This is a genomic window from Pedobacter cryoconitis (assembly GCF_014200605.1).
GTDB lineage: Bacteria > Bacteroidota > Bacteroidia > Sphingobacteriales > Sphingobacteriaceae > Pedobacter > Pedobacter cryoconitis_B.
The window spans coordinates 854,363-871,336 of the sequence record NZ_JACHCE010000002.1; the positions used below are offsets into that span (position 1 = coordinate 854,363).

Sequence of the window (16,974 nt, forward strand, 5' to 3'; positions counted from 1 at the left end):
TTTTCTAAGATTAAAAGCCAACATTAACACCTAATAAGAAACTTCTTGATTGTGGATAAGTTCCATAATCAACACCCATGTCAGGGCCGTTTGCATCGTAACGGCTTACTTCAGGGTCTAATCCACTATATTTAGTGAAAGTCAGAATGTTATAGCCTGTAGCGAATATGGTTAGTTTATCCATTTTTAACTTTCCTAATGCTGTCTTTCCAAAATTGTACGATAGAGTCGCAGTTTTAAGTCTAAGATAAGAAGCATTCTCTACAAATCTGCTGGATGTCAGTGAATTGGTATTTGTAAATGAAGAAGTAGTTAACTGTGCTTTTGGGATATCTGTAATCTGTCCAGGAGTAGTCCATCTGTTTAATACAGCTGCTGACTGGTTTTTTGCATCATACATTCCTTCCAGTTCAATTCTTGAAGCATTAAACAACTGATTGCCTTGTACACCCTGGAAAAATACAGACAGACCGAAGTTTCCATAAGTGAAATTGTTGTTTATACCATAAGTGAATTTAGGCTGTGCTGATCCGATAAACTGACGGTCGCCGTTATCTCTCTGTCCATTGTTGTTGGTATCCTGATAAGTCGCATTACCAGTTTTTGGATCAACTCCTGTGAATACATAACCATAAATACTTCCTAACGGGCGTCCAACCACAACTCTTATGGCAGCGTCGCGTTCAAAGATTCCACCATAATCAAGGGATTGTGTTGTATTTCCAAGGCTGGTTACTTTATTTCTGTTCAGGGAGAAATTTAAGTCTGTCGACCAGGTGAATTTGCTTTTTACAATGTTTTTGGTAGATAATGCAAACTCTAAACCTTTATTTTCCATTGATCCAACATTCAACGCCTGTGTTCCTAATCCCGAAGAGGTAGGTAGTTGAACTTTCACTAAAAGATCATTGGTCTTTTTCAGATAAGCATCAGCTGTGAAAGTTAATCTACTATCAAACATCGTTAAATCGATACCGATATTAGTTTGTGTGGTCTTTTCCCATGAAAGCTGATCATTTGCAGGCTGATCGAGTGTATAAGAATTCTGTGCAGTGATCTGATATAGTTTCATATATGCATAGTCTCCGATACCTTCATCATTACCAACTTTACCCCAGCTACCACGAATCTTTAAATCATTGATCGTTTTACTGTCTTTCATGAAGTTTTCTCCTGATATTCTCCATCCTGCAGAAACAGAAGGGAAATAACCAAATTTATGACCAGGGGCAAAACGCGAAGATCCGTCAGCTCTGAAGTTAGAACTCAGTAAATATTTGCCATCAAAAGCATAATTAACTCTTGCTAAATAAGACTGTTTAGCCCATTGAGAACGCTGTGGTATTTTTGGGGCAATTGATGGAGCAATTGGAAGACCTTGCTGATCTACAAAACGGGTAGCTGAATATTCCAGATAGGTGTAATCAGATTCCTGGATAGTATAACCGGCCATTGCACCAAAAACATTTTTACCAATTGTTTTATTATAACTCAGGATATTTTCATTTAACCATACATGGTCATTGGTCTTGTTGTTATTATAGATCCCTCTTTCGGTACGTCCGTAAACTGTTTTAAAAGGATCAAGGGTATAATCATAGTATTCATTTCTAACATTCGTACTAATGGTAGATTTAAAAACTAAATCTTTATTGAAATTGATCTCACCGCCAAATGCACCGATAAACTTTAATTGTCTTCTTGTGTTTTTAGAACCAAATGCATTTCCGATAGGGTTTTCATATCCCCCCGGTACTGGTGTATAATTACCATTAGGATCAAAAATAGTTAAAGTAGGTGGTGTAGTTAAAGCTGCCAGTATGACACCTCCTTTAGAAATTCCGGCGTTATCTGATACATCAATAGACTTATTAGAAGTTAAAGCAGCAGTAACGTTGAATTTTAACCAGCTGGTCATGCGCTGGCTACCGTTAAAGTTGAAACTATATCTATCTAATTTTGCAGGGGCAACAACACCTTTGTCTTGCTGATAACCTGAAGATAAATAATATTGTCCTCCTTTAGTTCCGCCAGATAGCGATAACTGATAGTTATTTTGCTGTCCGGTTCCAAAAGCTTCTTTTTGCCAGTCAGTGTTCTGCGTACCGCCAAATTCAGTGTAACCCAGATCTTTCATTAATGAAATGTATTGATCACTGTTTAAAACTTTTTGTTTTCTCCAGAAGTTAGATATACCTGTAAATGCATTAAACCCAACCTTCACCTGGCCTGCAGTACCTTTTTTAGTTGTAATCAATACGACTCCATTTGCACCGCTTGAACCATAGATGGCAGCTGCCGATGCATCCTTTAAAATGGTCATCGTTTCGATATCGTTTGGATTGATGAAACTTGCATCTCTGGAAGTAACACCGTTAATAACATATAAAGGACTGTTTGATGCAGTCAAAGATGTATTACCACGAATACTTACCGAAATACCAGCACCTGGCTTACCAGATTGAGAAGTAACCTGTACACCTGCTGCTTTACCCTGAAGGGCTTGCAGTGCATTGGTTACAGGTTGATTCTGGATATCTTTAGCAGAAATAGAAGATACTGCTGTAGTCAGGTCTTTCTTAGTCTGTGTACCGTAACCAACTACGATTACTTCATTTAACTGTTGATTGTCGTCTGCTAGTTTTACACTAACATTTTTACGGTTGCTTATTGCTTCTTCTATTGTCTTATAACCTATAAAAGAAAAAATAAGGGTACTGTTTGCTGGTGCAGATAAAGTATAGGAACCATTTCCGCTGGTTACCACACCATTGTTAGTTCCTTTAACCTTTACCGAAACTCCCGGTAAGGGCAGGCCCTGATGATCTTTCACTTCACCTTTGATGTTGATGTTCTGTGCTAGTGCCACAGAGATCCCGCATAAAAGACAAATGATAAAAAGAGTAAAGTTTTTAGTCATGATTTGCTTGTTTATATTTGTGTTTGATTGTTAAAGTTAACGCCTAATATCTGTTAAAAACAAGATAATCGGTAAATATATTTTGCGTAAAATACTGATATATAGATTGTTATAAACTATTTGATACGCTTCAATACCGTAGGATTAATTCTGGTTTATAGCTGATTTACAGGAGTTAGTGAAACATAATCTATCCGCCGCATCCGGTAAACGATACGCTCTGATACCCTTTAAAATTAATACGATTCTTGAGAAGAATTTATTGGCTTTTATTCGAGAACAAGCTGACTCCATCCATTTTTACTGACCTTTTTTAAGACTGCTTTTCTTTCTTCCATCAGAATTTTAATCTTTGATCCATAAGTCCAGCAGGTACTTTGACGGATATTCAAAATTTCGGCGAGCTTATGAGAGGAGATCTTTCCTTTACTGGAGTAGATCAGGAAGATCATATAGAAAGCTTTATTGATCGGGATACGGGTATTTTGAAAAACAGTATAGGCAGTAACTGATTCTTCGTATCCGCATTTACTGCATCTTCTGCTAAATGCAATATGTCCGGTATAGAAATGTGTGTTTTTACATTTGCGGCAGGTATAGCCATCTTTCCATTTCAGCTCGGAAAGGAAAAGATTACAGCTTTCTTTGTCAGGATAAATTCTGCTGAATTCTTCAAAATCGACATCTGCAGACATCACCCGGTCACGGGTTACTTTCTCCACATTAGTCTGCAATTCCTGGTTATCCTGCTCCAGCAGGACATTCATCCTGGATATTTCTTCGGCCTGTTGTTGTAAACGGTCATTGACAGCAAGTAATTCTGCATTTTTAGCTTCAATAATGAGCGATTTGTGAAATACTTCTTTAGTACGTTCCTCTACTTTAGTTTCCAGTTGCTGGTTTAAGGTGTCTTTCAATTTGGCATTTTCTGCCATCTGACGGATGATCTGGCGCTGTACTTTTTCTTTCTTTGTTTTCAGGATACGGACTTTATCGCCAATGGCAAAAGAAAGAAAGACCATTTCCAGTACAAAACAGAAACTTAAGCTATAATAGCTGATTACGCCAAAGTTTAGCCATTCAAACCCTAACATGATCAGGAATTTTAAGGTAAAACCAATAAACAGGAAGCTATAGCCCAGCACAAAGAAACGTGCAGGTTTATAACCTTGTTTATAAATGTAAATACCGGTATAAAAGGCAACAGCTAAGGGGATAAATTCAAGGAATTTATAAGTGAATAAAGAGCGGTCAAAAAACAGACTGTAAAGGAAAAGTACTGTTCTGATACCGATAACATATAAAATGAATTGATTTAGTCTTGGTGCTTTAGCTTTAACAAGTAATAATTGTTTGGTAAACAGCAGGGCAAACAGACTCGTAGCATATAAGGCAAAGGCATAGGCAATCTGGTTCCATGCAGTGGCAGCAGACCAGAGATACTGATAGGCAATACCATCTGTACTCATTTCAAAGAAGCCTACACTTAAATTATAAAGTACATAATAGAGGTATTGTCTTTGCCGGATAGCAATAAACATGATCAGGTTGTAAAAACTAAAGACCAGGATCATCCCATAGAAGATACCGAAGTAAAAGTACTCGTCAAGGGCGTAAGAGATAAACCAGTCTACGCTTCTTAGTACGATGATGGCATCAGATATTTGTGAGGACTTGAATTTGAAATAATAAACTTGTGTTTCATCGTTGTCGTTATTGATATAAAGCTCGAAATTCTTATGGTGAACTTCCCGCTGATCAAACTTAAACTGATCTCCAAATTCTTTGATCTCATAAGTTCCATTTTTTTGAGGTAAATAGGCAGTTACATGATCTATAGTCTGATCGAAAAATTCAAGCAGATATCTTTTATTGGCTTTGCTATTGTGTTTAATCTTAATTTTAAACCAATATGTTGCTTTCAGATCTGTGGTCTGCGGTGTGCTTTTTAGACTTTTTGTGAAACGGTGTTCGTAATCTTTACCACTGATTTTTTCAAAACTCAGCTTGTTCGCTGTATCTTTTAACCATTCTATCTCGTTGAAATTAAAGATGTGCTGATCTACATGATCGTTGACTGTAACAACTTTCTGTGCATAGATAGCCGGGCTGAGAACAAGAAGTAATAGTGCTGTTATAAAAACGCGTAAAAGAGAGTGAGTGAACTGGTTAAACATAAATGAATAAAGAAGCCCATGGCATTTGGTACAGAAGCAAATATAAACTTAATTTGATTGCAATTCTGCAACGTTATTGCATATGTCTTTATATGGTCTATATTTGCAGGCATTAATACAAAATTTTTAAGCAAATATGAGCATAGCGACTATAATATGGAACCCCGGTGATTCAATAATTGATTTAGGATTTTTTGCCTTAAAATATTACTCTTTGTTTTTTCTTCTTGCTTTTGTTTCCAGCTATATCGTTGTGAAAAAACAATTTATTAAATATGGTATTGATGTCGAACTGATGGACTCTTTAACCATATATACTGTTTTGGGAACTTTAATTGGTGCGCGTCTTGGTCACGTACTGTTTTATGATTTTGCTTATTTTTCTAAGCATCCGCTGGAAGCAATCCTTCCGGTTACTTTTTCTCCGCACTTCCGGATCACGGGTTTCCTCGGGCTGGCAAGTCATGGCGGTGGAATAGGGATCATGCTGGGTTTGATTTTATTTAGTAGAAAGTTTAAAATAAAATTGTGGTTCCTGCTGGATCAGATTGCACTGGTTGTTCCGCTGGCAGGTACTTTTATCCGTTTGGGAAACCTGATGAATTCAGAGATTATTGGTAAGCCAACTGATGTAAGCTGGGCTTTTGTGTTTTTGAGAGATGATAATATTCCGCGTCACCCTGCACAGTTATATGAGGCTATTGCCTATTTATTGATCTTTGGCTTCGTATATCTGCTGATGAAAAAATACCCAAGATCATCTGGTTTTTATTTCGGACTGGTTATCTTCCTGATTTTCTGTTTCAGATTGGGTATTGAATTTATTAAGGAAGATCAGTCTGCTTTTGAGGCGGGTATGTTTTTAAATATGGGACAATTGTTAAGCATCCCCTTTATTTTAACAGGAATGGTCATTATGTATCTTAAAAGAAGTGAACCTGAGAATACACCGATGAAAACCGTTAAGCAATAACGGTTTTCATTTTTGTTCTGTTGTTTAACAGCGTAGTCAATAACATACAAAGCAGAAATCCTCCAAAGGCTAATCCCGCACCAACATATTGTGGAGAAGTAAAACCATAGGCTGCAATTGGCATACCACCTAAAAATGCACCAAGCGCATTTCCGGTATTGGCACTGGCCTGCATAGAAGAGGATGCTAACATTTCGGCTCCTTTTGCTGCGCCTATCATCAGCATTTGCATGGGTGCAATAACAGCGAATGCAAGGGCGCCGGTAAGGAAAGTCAATAAGATAGCTGCAATTTTAATATGGCTTAAAAGGGCAACTAATATCAATGTCATAATCATTGCCAGTAATAAATAACTGGTTGTTTTTAAGGGTGAAAATTTATCCGCCAGGCGGCCACCTGCAAAATTACCTACTGCCATTCCAAGACCTGCAATCACCATAATCGGGGTAATCATATTACTGTTGAAATGAGCTACTTCGGTCATTAATGGCGCTATATAACTGATCCAGGCAAATAAACCCCCTGTACCTATTGCAGAAATTCCGATAATAATCCAGAGCTCTGGTTTCTTGAAAACTTTAAGGCTGTCCGAAAATTTGGTTTCTGATTGTGAAGGTAATACGGGCAACCATAGTTTGATGCTTGCTGCGGTAATCAGGGCAATTACTGAAACGATCAGAAATGAGATTCTCCAGCTTACATTATGACCAATAAATGTACCTAGCGGTACACCGATGATATTAGCTATGGTTAAACCGGCAAACATAACTGATACTGATTTAGCTTCACTTCCAGGATCGGCCAGTCTGCTGGCAACTACTGCACCTATACCAAAAAAGGCACCATGTGGTAAGCCTACTAAAAATCGTGCAACAAGTAATAATTGATAAGTAGGGGCGAAACTGAATAATATATTTCCACTGGCAACGGTTATCATCAGACCGATCAATACCTTTTTGGGTGGATATTTACCTAAAACAGCAACCATGATCGGAGCTCCGATAATCACACCTAACGCATAAATGGAAATTAGATTCCCTGCTGAAGGAATACTTATTTTGAGGGTTTTGGCTACATCGGGCAATACCCCCATCATCATAAACTCTGTCATTCCCAGGCTAATGCCGCCCAGGCAGAGTGTGATCAGACTTATCTTTGTGTTGGTAATTAGCTTCAGTAATTTCATAATGGCCGCAAAGATAAGATTGTTAGAGCCAATTATGTGGTTTACAGATTTATATGATACGGATATGAAATTTCTATCAGATCTTCAATCAGCTGGTCCCAGTCTTCCAGTTCACCTGCAAGAGATAAAACCATTTCTTTAGTTAACGGTTCCTGATTAAAAATACGGGTGACGGTATCCAGTGGAATTCCAGTTTCCGGATAACTTCCTTTAAAATAAACTGATGCCCATTCCAGATAGGTAACAGGCTTTCCATCCAGCGGAGTAAGCAGTTCTGCAGAATGATCGTCATTTTCTGCCAGAATTCCTGTTGTCCAGGGCTGACCGTTTAATTGCCATACTGAAAATGTAGTACCCGCAGAGTTTACTGGTTCTCCAAAAATGAATTCATGGAAGGCTTCTGGCAGCTGATCAGTCAGGTTAGCTTTTTCTCCTTGTTCTGCTTCTGAAAAATAACCATTAATTACTGCCCCTTCATTTCTGAATAAGGCCAGTAACTGGTCACCTTCTCCATTGCGCATTTCAAAGAATTCTTCTCCTTCACTCCACTGACTGTTATAAGAGTAGTAACGGTAAGTCCAATCCTGACAAAGTATGGCATCTAATACTGCCATAGCTTTGCAGGCTGATTGTAGTTTTTTGTTGTCCGGCAACAATTGAAGGTCTGATGTATTGATCATAAATATTTAAATAGGGTTCTTAGCCCTGAATTTCTTTTTTGCCTTCTACAGAAATATCTGAACCTTCTGCCAGCATTACTGATAGGGGTTGCTGGTGGTTTAAACAATCAAATTCCGGTCCGTAGGTATGGGCAAAATCTACTGCAATTTTAAAGTCTTTTACTTTATATTGTGCCCATTTAGGGTGTTTTACCTCATATTCATTGGTTTTGGTTTCATCAACTTTGGTATAACCCCAGTAATGATTGGTGATGAAATCGGCTTCGCTGTCAGGTACGATCTCTGATAATGCCTTATTTGCCTTTACAGTGAAAACCTGCCATTCATTTTTGCATCTCCAGCTATATTCCACTTCTCTTTCATCTTCTGTTTCCGACCAGCGGTGCGTCATTGGCATAGCTTCATAATGTTCATGATAAACAGTATTTGCTACTACAGAAAGTGCAAATTTAGGCACTATTTCTTTAATAAAAACTACACCCCGTTTTACGGCATCTCCATCTTTATACTTCACATAGAAACGCAGGTTTACTTCTTCAAAATTTGCATGAAAAGGAACGCTGAAGCCCAATAGTTTGGTGTTTTTAAAAAGGAAACCTATTAAACTTACGTAACAGGTGTCATTCCAAATGTCCAGCTCTGTACCTGCTGGCAGGTAAGGGCGTAAGATTTCTTGATCGATAGCATAATTAGCTATAGCTAATTTTCTCCATTCTGCGGTTAAAAAACTCATTAAAGGTTAGGTCTAAATTGATTGATAAGCCAAAGTACTAAACCTAAACGATATTGAGGTACTAACATTGAAATAACCTGTCATTCGAATTTCAATATTTAACGATAGAATTATTGTTTTTCGCTATTGTGCAGTAAATGAGAGACTTGTTTTATTGTTAATTCTTGCTCATTTAGTCGGATATAACCGTAATTATAACAACAAATACAAATTTTTCCGTTTTGTTCTTCTAACTGATGAGTGAAAAAGCTGAAATTGAAACCAGTTGCTGAAAGCGTGTGTAATGTTGTGAATTTAATCCCTTTCTGATTAAATTGTTCCAGAATCGAGGTGTTTCTTTTCAAAATACGGTTGATATCTCTAAAATTTGTACAGCGATCTCTGTTTATGGCATTGTTATAATGACACCTGCAATGATCGTCACAAAATTTTTTATCCGTACGCCCTATAAGTTTGGTCCCGCAATCCTGACAATATTTCATAGGGGTAAAGTAATCCGTTTCGGGTAAAACTTGTTAGTTATTTATTCTTTGGAGGGCTGTCTATCCGATTATAACCGTTTAACGAACGACTAGTAATTATTCCCTTTTCATCTTTGTTTGACAAATTGCTTTAGAATTTATTTTATAGTTTTTTGAAAACAGGTGTTTATGTAATACAAAGAAAGATGGATAGAGTAAGAAACAGTGTGCGTTTAACAGGTTATGCGTCCGCAGATCCGATAATTGTTAATTTCGCTACAGGAAAAAAAATGGCCAGATTGAGTTTAGGTGTGCATGAGTTTTATAAAAATGGTTTAGGAGAAGCGGTGGATCAGACGCAATGGTTCAACCTGATTTTCTGGAATCAGAAGGTAGATCTGGTGGAGAACGTGGTAAAAAAGGGTGCTGCAATGCGGGTTGAAGGGAAACTAAGTGCACAGACTTATACGGATAAAAATGGCGATCAGCGTTATACGACTGAAATTGTGATTCATAAACTCGAGGTGATCGATAAATATGAACTATAACAGGTTATTCCCTCCGGACCTTTTTGATGGGGGGAACAACTGTTTATAGCCGGATTTTAGAAATGAACATTTAATCCTCCGTAAAAACTTCTGGTGGCTGCCGCATTGAAGTATCTTCCTCCTGCGGCATTCAGATCGTTGCCCAGACTGTATTTTTGATTGAGCAGATTATCTGCCCCTGCAAAAATTTCTACCTGAGTATTTGCAATCCGGAGTTCTTTCCAGCCTATTTTGCTCTGGACAAGATGATATGCGCTGGCATATGCGGTATTTGCATCTGTTAGCGGGAGTTTTGCAGTATAATTGTATTGAAGGAAAATATAGAACCTCTTTGGTAATTGTAAATCTATTGATGTCACAATTACATTTTTTGGTACCCCTGTCAGATCTTTACCTGATAAATCTATTGTGCGGTCCAGATAATGGTCAAATTTAAAATGACTTAGTGTATAGGCTGTATTGATTGATAAAGCCCTGATTATGGTAGTTGTATTTGGTTTAATCAGTATGGCTGAAATAGAGGTCTCCAGTCCCAATTGTTTTGTGCCGCCTGCATTAATGAAATATTCTGTTGCATTTTCATTTAACCTTCTGACAATTGCATTTTTCAGGTGATAATAAAAGCCATTCAGATCTAGCGTGATCCTTTTATTTGCTGTCTGGTACCTGATCCCAGTTTCATAGTTCCATCCACTCTCTGGTTGTAAATTAATATTGATCACATTATCTGATGCTCTTATTTCTGCCAGTGTTGGTGGAGAGTAACCTCTGCTCACAGAACCGCGCAGGGATAGATTTTTTGTAAGTAAATAGGAGAGGGCAGCTCTTGGCATAAACTGCAACTCGAAATTCTTGTTTTTTTCTGGAATCAGAACAGGTGCGAGTCGCTTATAACTGAAATGGTACAAGTTGGCACTGGCTGATAATTCCACAAAGAGTTTACGAAAGATATCCACATTTAAATGTGCATAACTAAAATTGGTTGCAGCATTTAGCTTGTCGGATGCTTGTAAGTTGGCAGGTGTTCCGTAGTTATTATCTGAATTATCGATGTTTGAGTGGGTTTTGGAGGCTTCCAGGCCTAAATTAAATCTCCAGGAGATATCCTCTGTTTTTTTAAAGTATTCCACATATGTTCTGATTCCGAATGTGGATTCCTTTCTATGTTCATAATTTGTAAGGAAAGGATTTTTGAAATCGGTATAGGAAGTAAAGACTGAAACCACATGTTTGAATTGCTTATTGATTTGCCAGCTGTTAGTAATGCCGGCATAAGAAGTTTTGCTGTAAATTCCGGCCTGTTGTTCGGCTGCACTCCTGATTGCGCCTGCTGCTGGTCTTGATAACCGGGGATTCAGTTCATATTCTGCAGCTGTTAACCCTCCCGGGGTTTCATACTGTAAATCACTATAGAATAAGAGTGCAGTCAGATTTGCTTTAGCTGAATAGGCCCATTTTTGATGAAGCTGGAAATATTTACGGTCCATTCCACTATGATCACGGTAACCGTCACTTCTTTGGTAGGACTGATTGAAACTAAAACTGTAATTTTTCCAGCGTTTACTCAAATTCAAATTTTCATGGAATAAGCCAAATGAACCACCTGTAAGATTGAAGGTAATTTTTGTACTATCTGTTTCTATAGTGTTTGGGGCAATCAGAACTACTCCTCCTGAGTTTGCTCCATAGATACTGCTTTGAGGACCTTTCAAGAGCTGAATATTTCCTATTGCGGATAAATCAAGTGCATTCAGATAGGTATTACCACCTGCATCAGTCAGCGGGAATTCGTCAAAGTAAATCTTTACATTTCTGACTCCAAAAGGAGAACGTAATAAACTGCCACGTATTGATAACCTGTAACTTCCCGGTGAACGCTCTTCCATTCGTACACCCGCAATGGTATTCATCGCTGAAACCAGCGAGCTGTTAGGTTGTTGGTCAAGGGCTGCTTTATTTAAAAGCGCAACAGCCCCTGTTGCTCTTAACAAGGGCTGAGTAGAAAAATAAGGACGAATAACTACCTCTTCAAGTTTCTTTGCTGTATCCTGTTTAATCTGGCTAAAGCTGTTGATTGTAAGTGTTAATAAGATAAGGGTAATGATTTGCTTCATTTATTTAGCTGCAACTCTCCATACCGTACTACTTACATCATCAGCTACCAATAGGGCACCGTCATTAGCTACGGCCACACCAACAGGTCTGCCATAAACCTCGCCTTTGGCCTCGTCTGCAATAAAGCCTGTTAAGAAGTCTTCTAATTTTCCGGCTGGTTTCCCATTCTTAAAGGGAACAAAAGCTACTTTATAACCTGCCAGTACTGACCGGTTCCATGAACCATGCTGGCCAATGAAGGCTCCACCCTGATATTTTGCCGGAAATTTGCTATCTGTATAAAAAGCCAGGCCTAAAGAAGCTGTATGTGAACCCACAGCCAGATCAGGAACAAGGGTAGATTTAACTAATTCCGGGTGCTGACCTTTTAGTCTTGGATCTTCATGCTGCCCGTAATAAGAATATGGCCAGCCGTAAAAACCACCTTGTTTTACACTGGTGATATAATCAGGTACAAGATCATCTCCAAGTCCATCACGTTCATTGACCGCTGTCCATAGCGTATTTGTGCCAGGAGCCCAGGCTACACCTACAGGATTTCTTAATCCGGCAGCATATATTTTTTCGCCGGTTCCGTCAGGATTAACCTCCAGGATATTTGCACGGCGTACTTCATGCTCCATTCCATTTTCTCCTGCATTACTTCCCGATCCTACGGTGATATAGATCTTAGAATGGCCGGCATTGGTAATCAGATTTCTTGTCCAGTGATTGTTATATCCACCGGCAGGCAAATCCACAATCTTCTTACCTTTTGCAGTAATTTTAGTATCGCCTGTTTGATATGGATATTTGTATAATCCATCTGTATTGGCAACATAAAATGAATCGCCAATAATCAATACGCCATAAGGCTGATCAAGTCCTGATAAGAAGGTAGTTTGTAAATCAAATTTGCCATCCTTGTTGCTGTCTCTGTAAAGGAGCACTGTATTTGCACTTGAACCGCTTACTTCTGCTTTATCTTTTCCGCTTAAGGCATTGGCTATTTTCTCTTTAGTATTCCGTTCAGAGTTTGAAAGTACGACCAATATATCTCCGTTAGGGGCAATGTAGATGTTTCTTGGGCTTTTGATGTTTCCTGCAAATTTAGTTACTGTAAACCCCGCCGGTGCGACAGGGGTTTTTCCTTTGGGCCAGCCTATAACTTTACTGAATTTAGTTTTTGAAGCATCCGGGTTTGGTGCAGGCAGGTTTAAAGCACTGTTTGTAGTGGTATCATTGCCACTGGTATCTGCTTTTGCTGTACTTGTTTTAGTTTGAGAATTACAAGAAAGCATAAAAGGTACAACACCGATTAGTAAAAGATATTTTTTCATAGTTAGCTGATCAATATATTTTTTAACAAGTTAGTTAAAAGGATGTTTCAGGAAAAATATATTTTTTAGGACAGCTTTCATATTTATTAACGATTTCAAAAGGAAATGTTGAATCAAAAGGGGGTAAAATAAAAAATGCCCCTGATTAACAAGGGCATTTCATTCAATAAATAACTCTTTAATTGATTAACCTAATTTTGATTGCAGGTTTTCATCAATTGCAGCTAAGAATTCTTCAGTATATAAGTAATGTTTACCATGTTCTACTTGATTACCATGGATACAAACAGCTAAATCTTTAGTCATTTTTCCACTTTCAACAGTTTCAATACAAACTTGCTCTAAAGCATGACAGAAGTTAATTAATGGCTGGTTATTATCTAATACACCACGGAATTCTAATCCTCTTGTCCATGCAAAGATAGAAGCAATAGGGTTTGTAGAAGTTGGTTTTCCTGCCTGGTGATCACGGTAGTGACGGGTCACTGTACCATGTGCTGCTTCGGCTTCCATAGTTTTTCCATCTGGAGTAACCAGTACTGAAGTCATTAAGCCTAATGAACCAAAGCCTTGTGCAACTGTGTCAGACTGAACGTCTCCATCATAGTTTTTACAAGCCCAAACAAAGTTACCATTCCATTTTAAGGCAGAAGCTACCATGTCATCGATCAAACGGTGCTCATAAGTAATACCTGCTTCTTTGAATTTAGCTAAGAAATCATTTTCATAGATCTCCTGGAAGATATCTTTGAAACGACCATCATATTTTTTAAGAATAGTATTTTTTGTAGATAAGTATAAAGGCCATTTTTTGATTAATGCCTGATTGAAACAAGCATGTGCAAAACCACGGATACTTTCGTCAGTGTTGTACATTGCTAAAGCAACACCATCACCTTTAAAGTTATATACGTCAAATGACTGAACTTCTCCACCATCTTCTGGTGTAAATGTCAATGTAAGTTTACCTTTTCCTTTGGTTACTAAATCGGTAGCACGGTATTGGTCACCGAAAGCATGACGTCCGATACAGATCGGTGCAGTCCAGTTTGGTACTAAACGAGGAACATTACTCATCACAATTGGCTCACGGAAAACAGTACCATCTAAGATATTACGGATGGTTCCGTTTGGTGATTTCCACATTTGTTTCAGGTTGAATTCTTTTACGCGGTCTTCATCAGGAGTAATGGTAGCACATTTGATACCTACACCATATTTTTTAATGGCTTCAGCTGAATCAATAGTTACCTGATCATTGGTCTCATCACGGTATTCTATACCAAGATCGTAATATTTAATATCAAGATCAAGATAAGGTAAAATCAGTTTATCCTTAATGAATTTCCAGATGATACGGGTCATCTCATCACCATCTAACTCTACAACTGGCTGGTCTACTTTAATTTTTTGTACAGACATATTATGGTTTCAATTTTAACTTTATAAAAAAACAAAGATATAAATTTTGAGTTTATCGCCTCATTTTCGCGTAAATTACCAAAACAAATGAAGATTAAGTAACGTTATATTGACATAAAACATTAAGCTATGGTTACAGACGCAAATAATGCAGGTGAGGGCAAAGGATCTGGGGATAAACTCCATAATTCTGACTTAGGAGAGACAAAAGATTTTAATCAATTATCTTTTAACAAAGAGAAGAATAGTTATGAACTGGATGTAAAAGGTGATAATAAAGATTACGATCACCCGCTTCCATATGATACGACTGCGGAGAATGGCGGCGATGAGAACTCAGATTATGACGAGGCTAATCCTTATGTTGGTGATGAATATGCGACATGGGCAGAAAAGAGAAAAGCCGAGCTGGATAACCAGGGCATGCACATCGATCACGGTAATATAGTAGAAGTCAATGCTGAGGATGAATTTTTAGCCAGAACACCCGAGGATGACCGTACAGATCTTGATGAAGAAGGCTATCCGGTAAATGACGAGCCTAAGTTAAGGTAGCAGGTCCAGATTAAGGCGCTTGCGCAGTTCTTCAAGTTTAGGATTCTTTTCTAAAAGATAGTGGTATTTTTCAATACTGGTGTATAATCGGTTTTCAATTTTATTCTCTACTCTTTTAGTAACGATTCCTACACTGAAATTCTTTAATCTGGTTCTCAGAAAGTTTAAAAATTCTACCAGTTCATTTTGTAGAATGCTTTCCTGAGCAAGATTAGTTATTGACACAGTGATCTGATCGGGTTTGGTTAATTCAGGATCATTTGTGGTCAGGATAGTATAAAAGTTAATTTTATTTTCTTCTTTAACTTTCTGTACATACTCTTTCCAGAGAACCATTAGCTCTTCATGCGTAAAAGGTTCTTTTTCCTCTCCGAACACAAATTTTGGTTCATCACTTTCTATGCCGCCGGCTGCATTTGTCAATGCAGTAAGAGATGGAATTAATGTTCCTCCTGTCGTATTTCCGGTAGGATTAGGTTTTAAAGCAATCTTATTAACAGAATTTAAATTCGGAGTTACTGAAACACGGTTGGTAGCTGAAGGGTTAACCTGGTTTGCTGATGGAGCAGGCTTAGAAGCTGTTTCTATAGGCTTAGCAGTCATTCCTGCTGGAGGTGGCAGAGGCTCAGGCCTTTCCGTATTCGCAGCAGATTCAGTTTTTACATCAGTTTTTTTTTTAGTCTGATCTGTGTCAGTTGCTGTTGTAGATGCTGTATGAGGGAGTTGTGCAAGTTGCAGGACGGATGGAATATGGCACATCTTGATGAGTGCAAGTTCTACCTGTAACCGCTGGTTTTTGCTGTTTTTATAAGTAAGGTCACACTGGTTAGCTAAATTGAGTGCGGTAAGGATAAACGATACTTGTACCTGCTGACTCTGTGTGATGTATTTTTGTTTTATATTTTCACTGACCTCCAGTAGTTTGACGGTCTGAGGGTCTTTGCTTACCAGTAAATTCCGTAAATGACCTGCCAGTCCGTTGATGAAATTATTACCATCAAAACCGTTATTCAGGATTTCATCAAATAAGATTAATGCCTGGCTCACATCTGCAGTGTTAAGATATTGGGTTAACTTGAAATAATAATCGTAATCCAGAATATTCAGGTTGTCGATTACTGATTTATAAGTCAGATTTTTATTGGTATAACTTACAATCTGATCAAACATGGAAAGTGCATCACGCAAACCTCCGTCTGCCTTTTGGGCAATGATGTGAAGTCCGTCAGCTTCTACAGTGATCTGTTCGCGTATAGCGATTTTATTTAGCAGCCCCGAAATATCATCTACCTGGATTCTGTTAAAGTCAAAAATCTGGCAACGTGAAAGAATAGTTGGTAAAATCTTATGTTTCTCTGTAGTCGCTAATATAAATATAGCATAAGAAGGTGGTTCTTCTAATGTTTTCAGGAATGCATTAAATGCATTTGCTGAAAGCATGTGTACCTCATCTATAATGTAGATTTTGTATTTACCTGCCTGGGGCGGGATACGAACCTGCTCTATCAGACTTCGGATATCGTCTACTGAATTGTTGGATGCGGCATCCAGTTCATGGAAATTGAAAGAATGACCAGTTTGAAAAGAAACGCACGAATCACAGGTTCCGCAGGCCTCAACTTCATTGGTTAAATTGGTACAGTTAATCGTTTTGGCAAGAATCCTTGCACAAGTCGTTTTACCTACACCTCTTGGACCACAAAAAAGGAATGCCTGGGCAAGCTGATTATTTTTGATCGCATTTTTTAAAGTTCCGGTAATGTGGTTTTGTCCGACAACTGTTTCAAACGTTGCTGGACGATACTTACGGGCCGAGACAATAAAATTTTCCATTTCACTGCGAAATTATAAAATTTTTATGGAGCAGAAGGGATTTTAGACAAAA

The 16,974-nt window shown here is 38.1% G+C and carries 12 protein-coding genes; 3 read left to right on the forward strand and 9 right to left on the reverse strand.

All coding sequences use genetic code 11. The features are described 5' to 3' along the window. Nucleotides 1–10 precede the first annotated feature (10 nt). Together HDE68_RS09790 and HDE68_RS09795 are read right to left on the reverse strand one after the other, a co-directional pair. Nucleotides 11–2,920 (reverse strand): SusC/RagA family TonB-linked outer membrane protein, encoded by a 2,910-nt coding sequence (locus tag HDE68_RS09790; RefSeq protein ID WP_183881325.1) that lies wholly within the window; start codon nucleotides 2,918–2,920, stop codon nucleotides 11–13. A 269-nt stretch (nucleotides 2,921–3,189) separates the two neighbouring features. After that, a complete protein-coding gene (locus HDE68_RS09795) occupies nucleotides 3,190–5,097 on the reverse strand; it encodes a 7TM diverse intracellular signaling domain-containing protein (protein WP_183881327.1) in 1,908 nt (635 codons plus the stop codon). 136 nt (nucleotides 5,098–5,233) lie between these two features. Between HDE68_RS09795 and lgt the strand changes: the two genes are divergently transcribed. Further along, nucleotides 5,234–6,070: a prolipoprotein diacylglyceryl transferase gene (lgt, locus tag HDE68_RS09800; protein WP_183881329.1), complete on the forward strand. Its 837-nt coding sequence runs from the start codon at nucleotides 5,234–5,236 to the stop codon at nucleotides 6,068–6,070. Here lgt and HDE68_RS09805 read toward each other — a convergent pair. Genes HDE68_RS09805 through HDE68_RS09815 form a run of 3 tightly spaced genes read right to left on the reverse strand, consistent with a single transcriptional unit; the run spans nucleotide 6,060 to nucleotide 8,669 of the window. After that, nucleotides 6,060–7,256, reverse strand: coding sequence for an MFS transporter (locus tag HDE68_RS09805; protein ID WP_183881331.1), 1,197 nt, complete (start codon nucleotides 7,254–7,256; stop codon nucleotides 6,060–6,062). The two genes, lgt and HDE68_RS09805, sit on opposite strands and share 11 nt — an antisense overlap. A 41-nt stretch (nucleotides 7,257–7,297) precedes the next feature. Then, a complete protein-coding gene (locus HDE68_RS09810) occupies nucleotides 7,298–7,936 on the reverse strand; it encodes a hypothetical protein (protein WP_183881333.1) in 639 nt (212 codons plus the stop codon). 19 nt (nucleotides 7,937–7,955) lie between these two features. Then, nucleotides 7,956–8,669 carry a YqjF family protein gene (locus HDE68_RS09815; protein WP_183881335.1) on the reverse strand — a complete coding sequence of 238 codons (714 nt, stop codon included), beginning with the start codon at nucleotides 8,667–8,669 and terminating at the stop codon, nucleotides 7,956–7,958. A 667-nt stretch (nucleotides 8,670–9,336) separates the two neighbouring features. On the opposite strand from HDE68_RS09815, the gene HDE68_RS09820 reads away from it, so the two are divergent. Next, complete coding sequence (locus HDE68_RS09820) at nucleotides 9,337–9,678, forward strand: single-stranded DNA-binding protein (RefSeq protein ID WP_183881337.1); 342 nt, start codon at nucleotides 9,337–9,339, stop codon at nucleotides 9,676–9,678. Nucleotides 9,679–9,734: 56 nt separating this feature from the next. Here HDE68_RS09820 and HDE68_RS09825 read toward each other — a convergent pair whose 3' ends face one another. The 3 genes from HDE68_RS09825 to HDE68_RS09835 all read right to left on the reverse strand — a co-directional run bounded on the left by HDE68_RS09825 (nucleotide 9,735) and on the right by HDE68_RS09835 (nucleotide 14,534). Beyond that, nucleotides 9,735–11,792, reverse strand: coding sequence for a TonB-dependent receptor (locus HDE68_RS09825; protein ID WP_183881339.1), 2,058 nt, complete (start codon nucleotides 11,790–11,792; stop codon nucleotides 9,735–9,737). After that, nucleotides 11,793–13,112, reverse strand: a complete 1,320-nt coding sequence (locus HDE68_RS09830; RefSeq protein WP_183881341.1) for a PQQ-dependent sugar dehydrogenase — start codon at nucleotides 13,110–13,112, stop codon at nucleotides 11,793–11,795. Between the two features lie 186 nt (nucleotides 13,113–13,298). Further along, the gene (locus HDE68_RS09835) at nucleotides 13,299–14,534 is read right to left on the reverse strand and encodes an isocitrate dehydrogenase (NADP(+)) (RefSeq protein ID WP_183881343.1); all 1,236 of its coding nucleotides are present in this window, start codon (nucleotides 14,532–14,534) and stop codon (nucleotides 13,299–13,301) included. 129 nt (nucleotides 14,535–14,663) lie between these two features. Here HDE68_RS09835 and HDE68_RS09840 point away from each other — a divergent pair, with 129 nt between their 5' ends. Next, a complete protein-coding gene (locus tag HDE68_RS09840; RefSeq protein ID WP_183881345.1) occupies nucleotides 14,664–15,089 on the forward strand; it encodes a hypothetical protein in 426 nt (141 codons plus the stop codon). On the opposite strand, the gene HDE68_RS09845 is transcribed toward HDE68_RS09840, so the two are convergent. After that, nucleotides 15,081–16,922, reverse strand: a complete 1,842-nt coding sequence (locus HDE68_RS09845) for a DNA polymerase III subunit gamma/tau (RefSeq protein WP_183881347.1) — start codon at nucleotides 16,920–16,922, stop codon at nucleotides 15,081–15,083. The genes HDE68_RS09840 and HDE68_RS09845 overlap by 9 nt on opposite strands. Nucleotides 16,923–16,974: the final 52 nt, after the last annotated feature.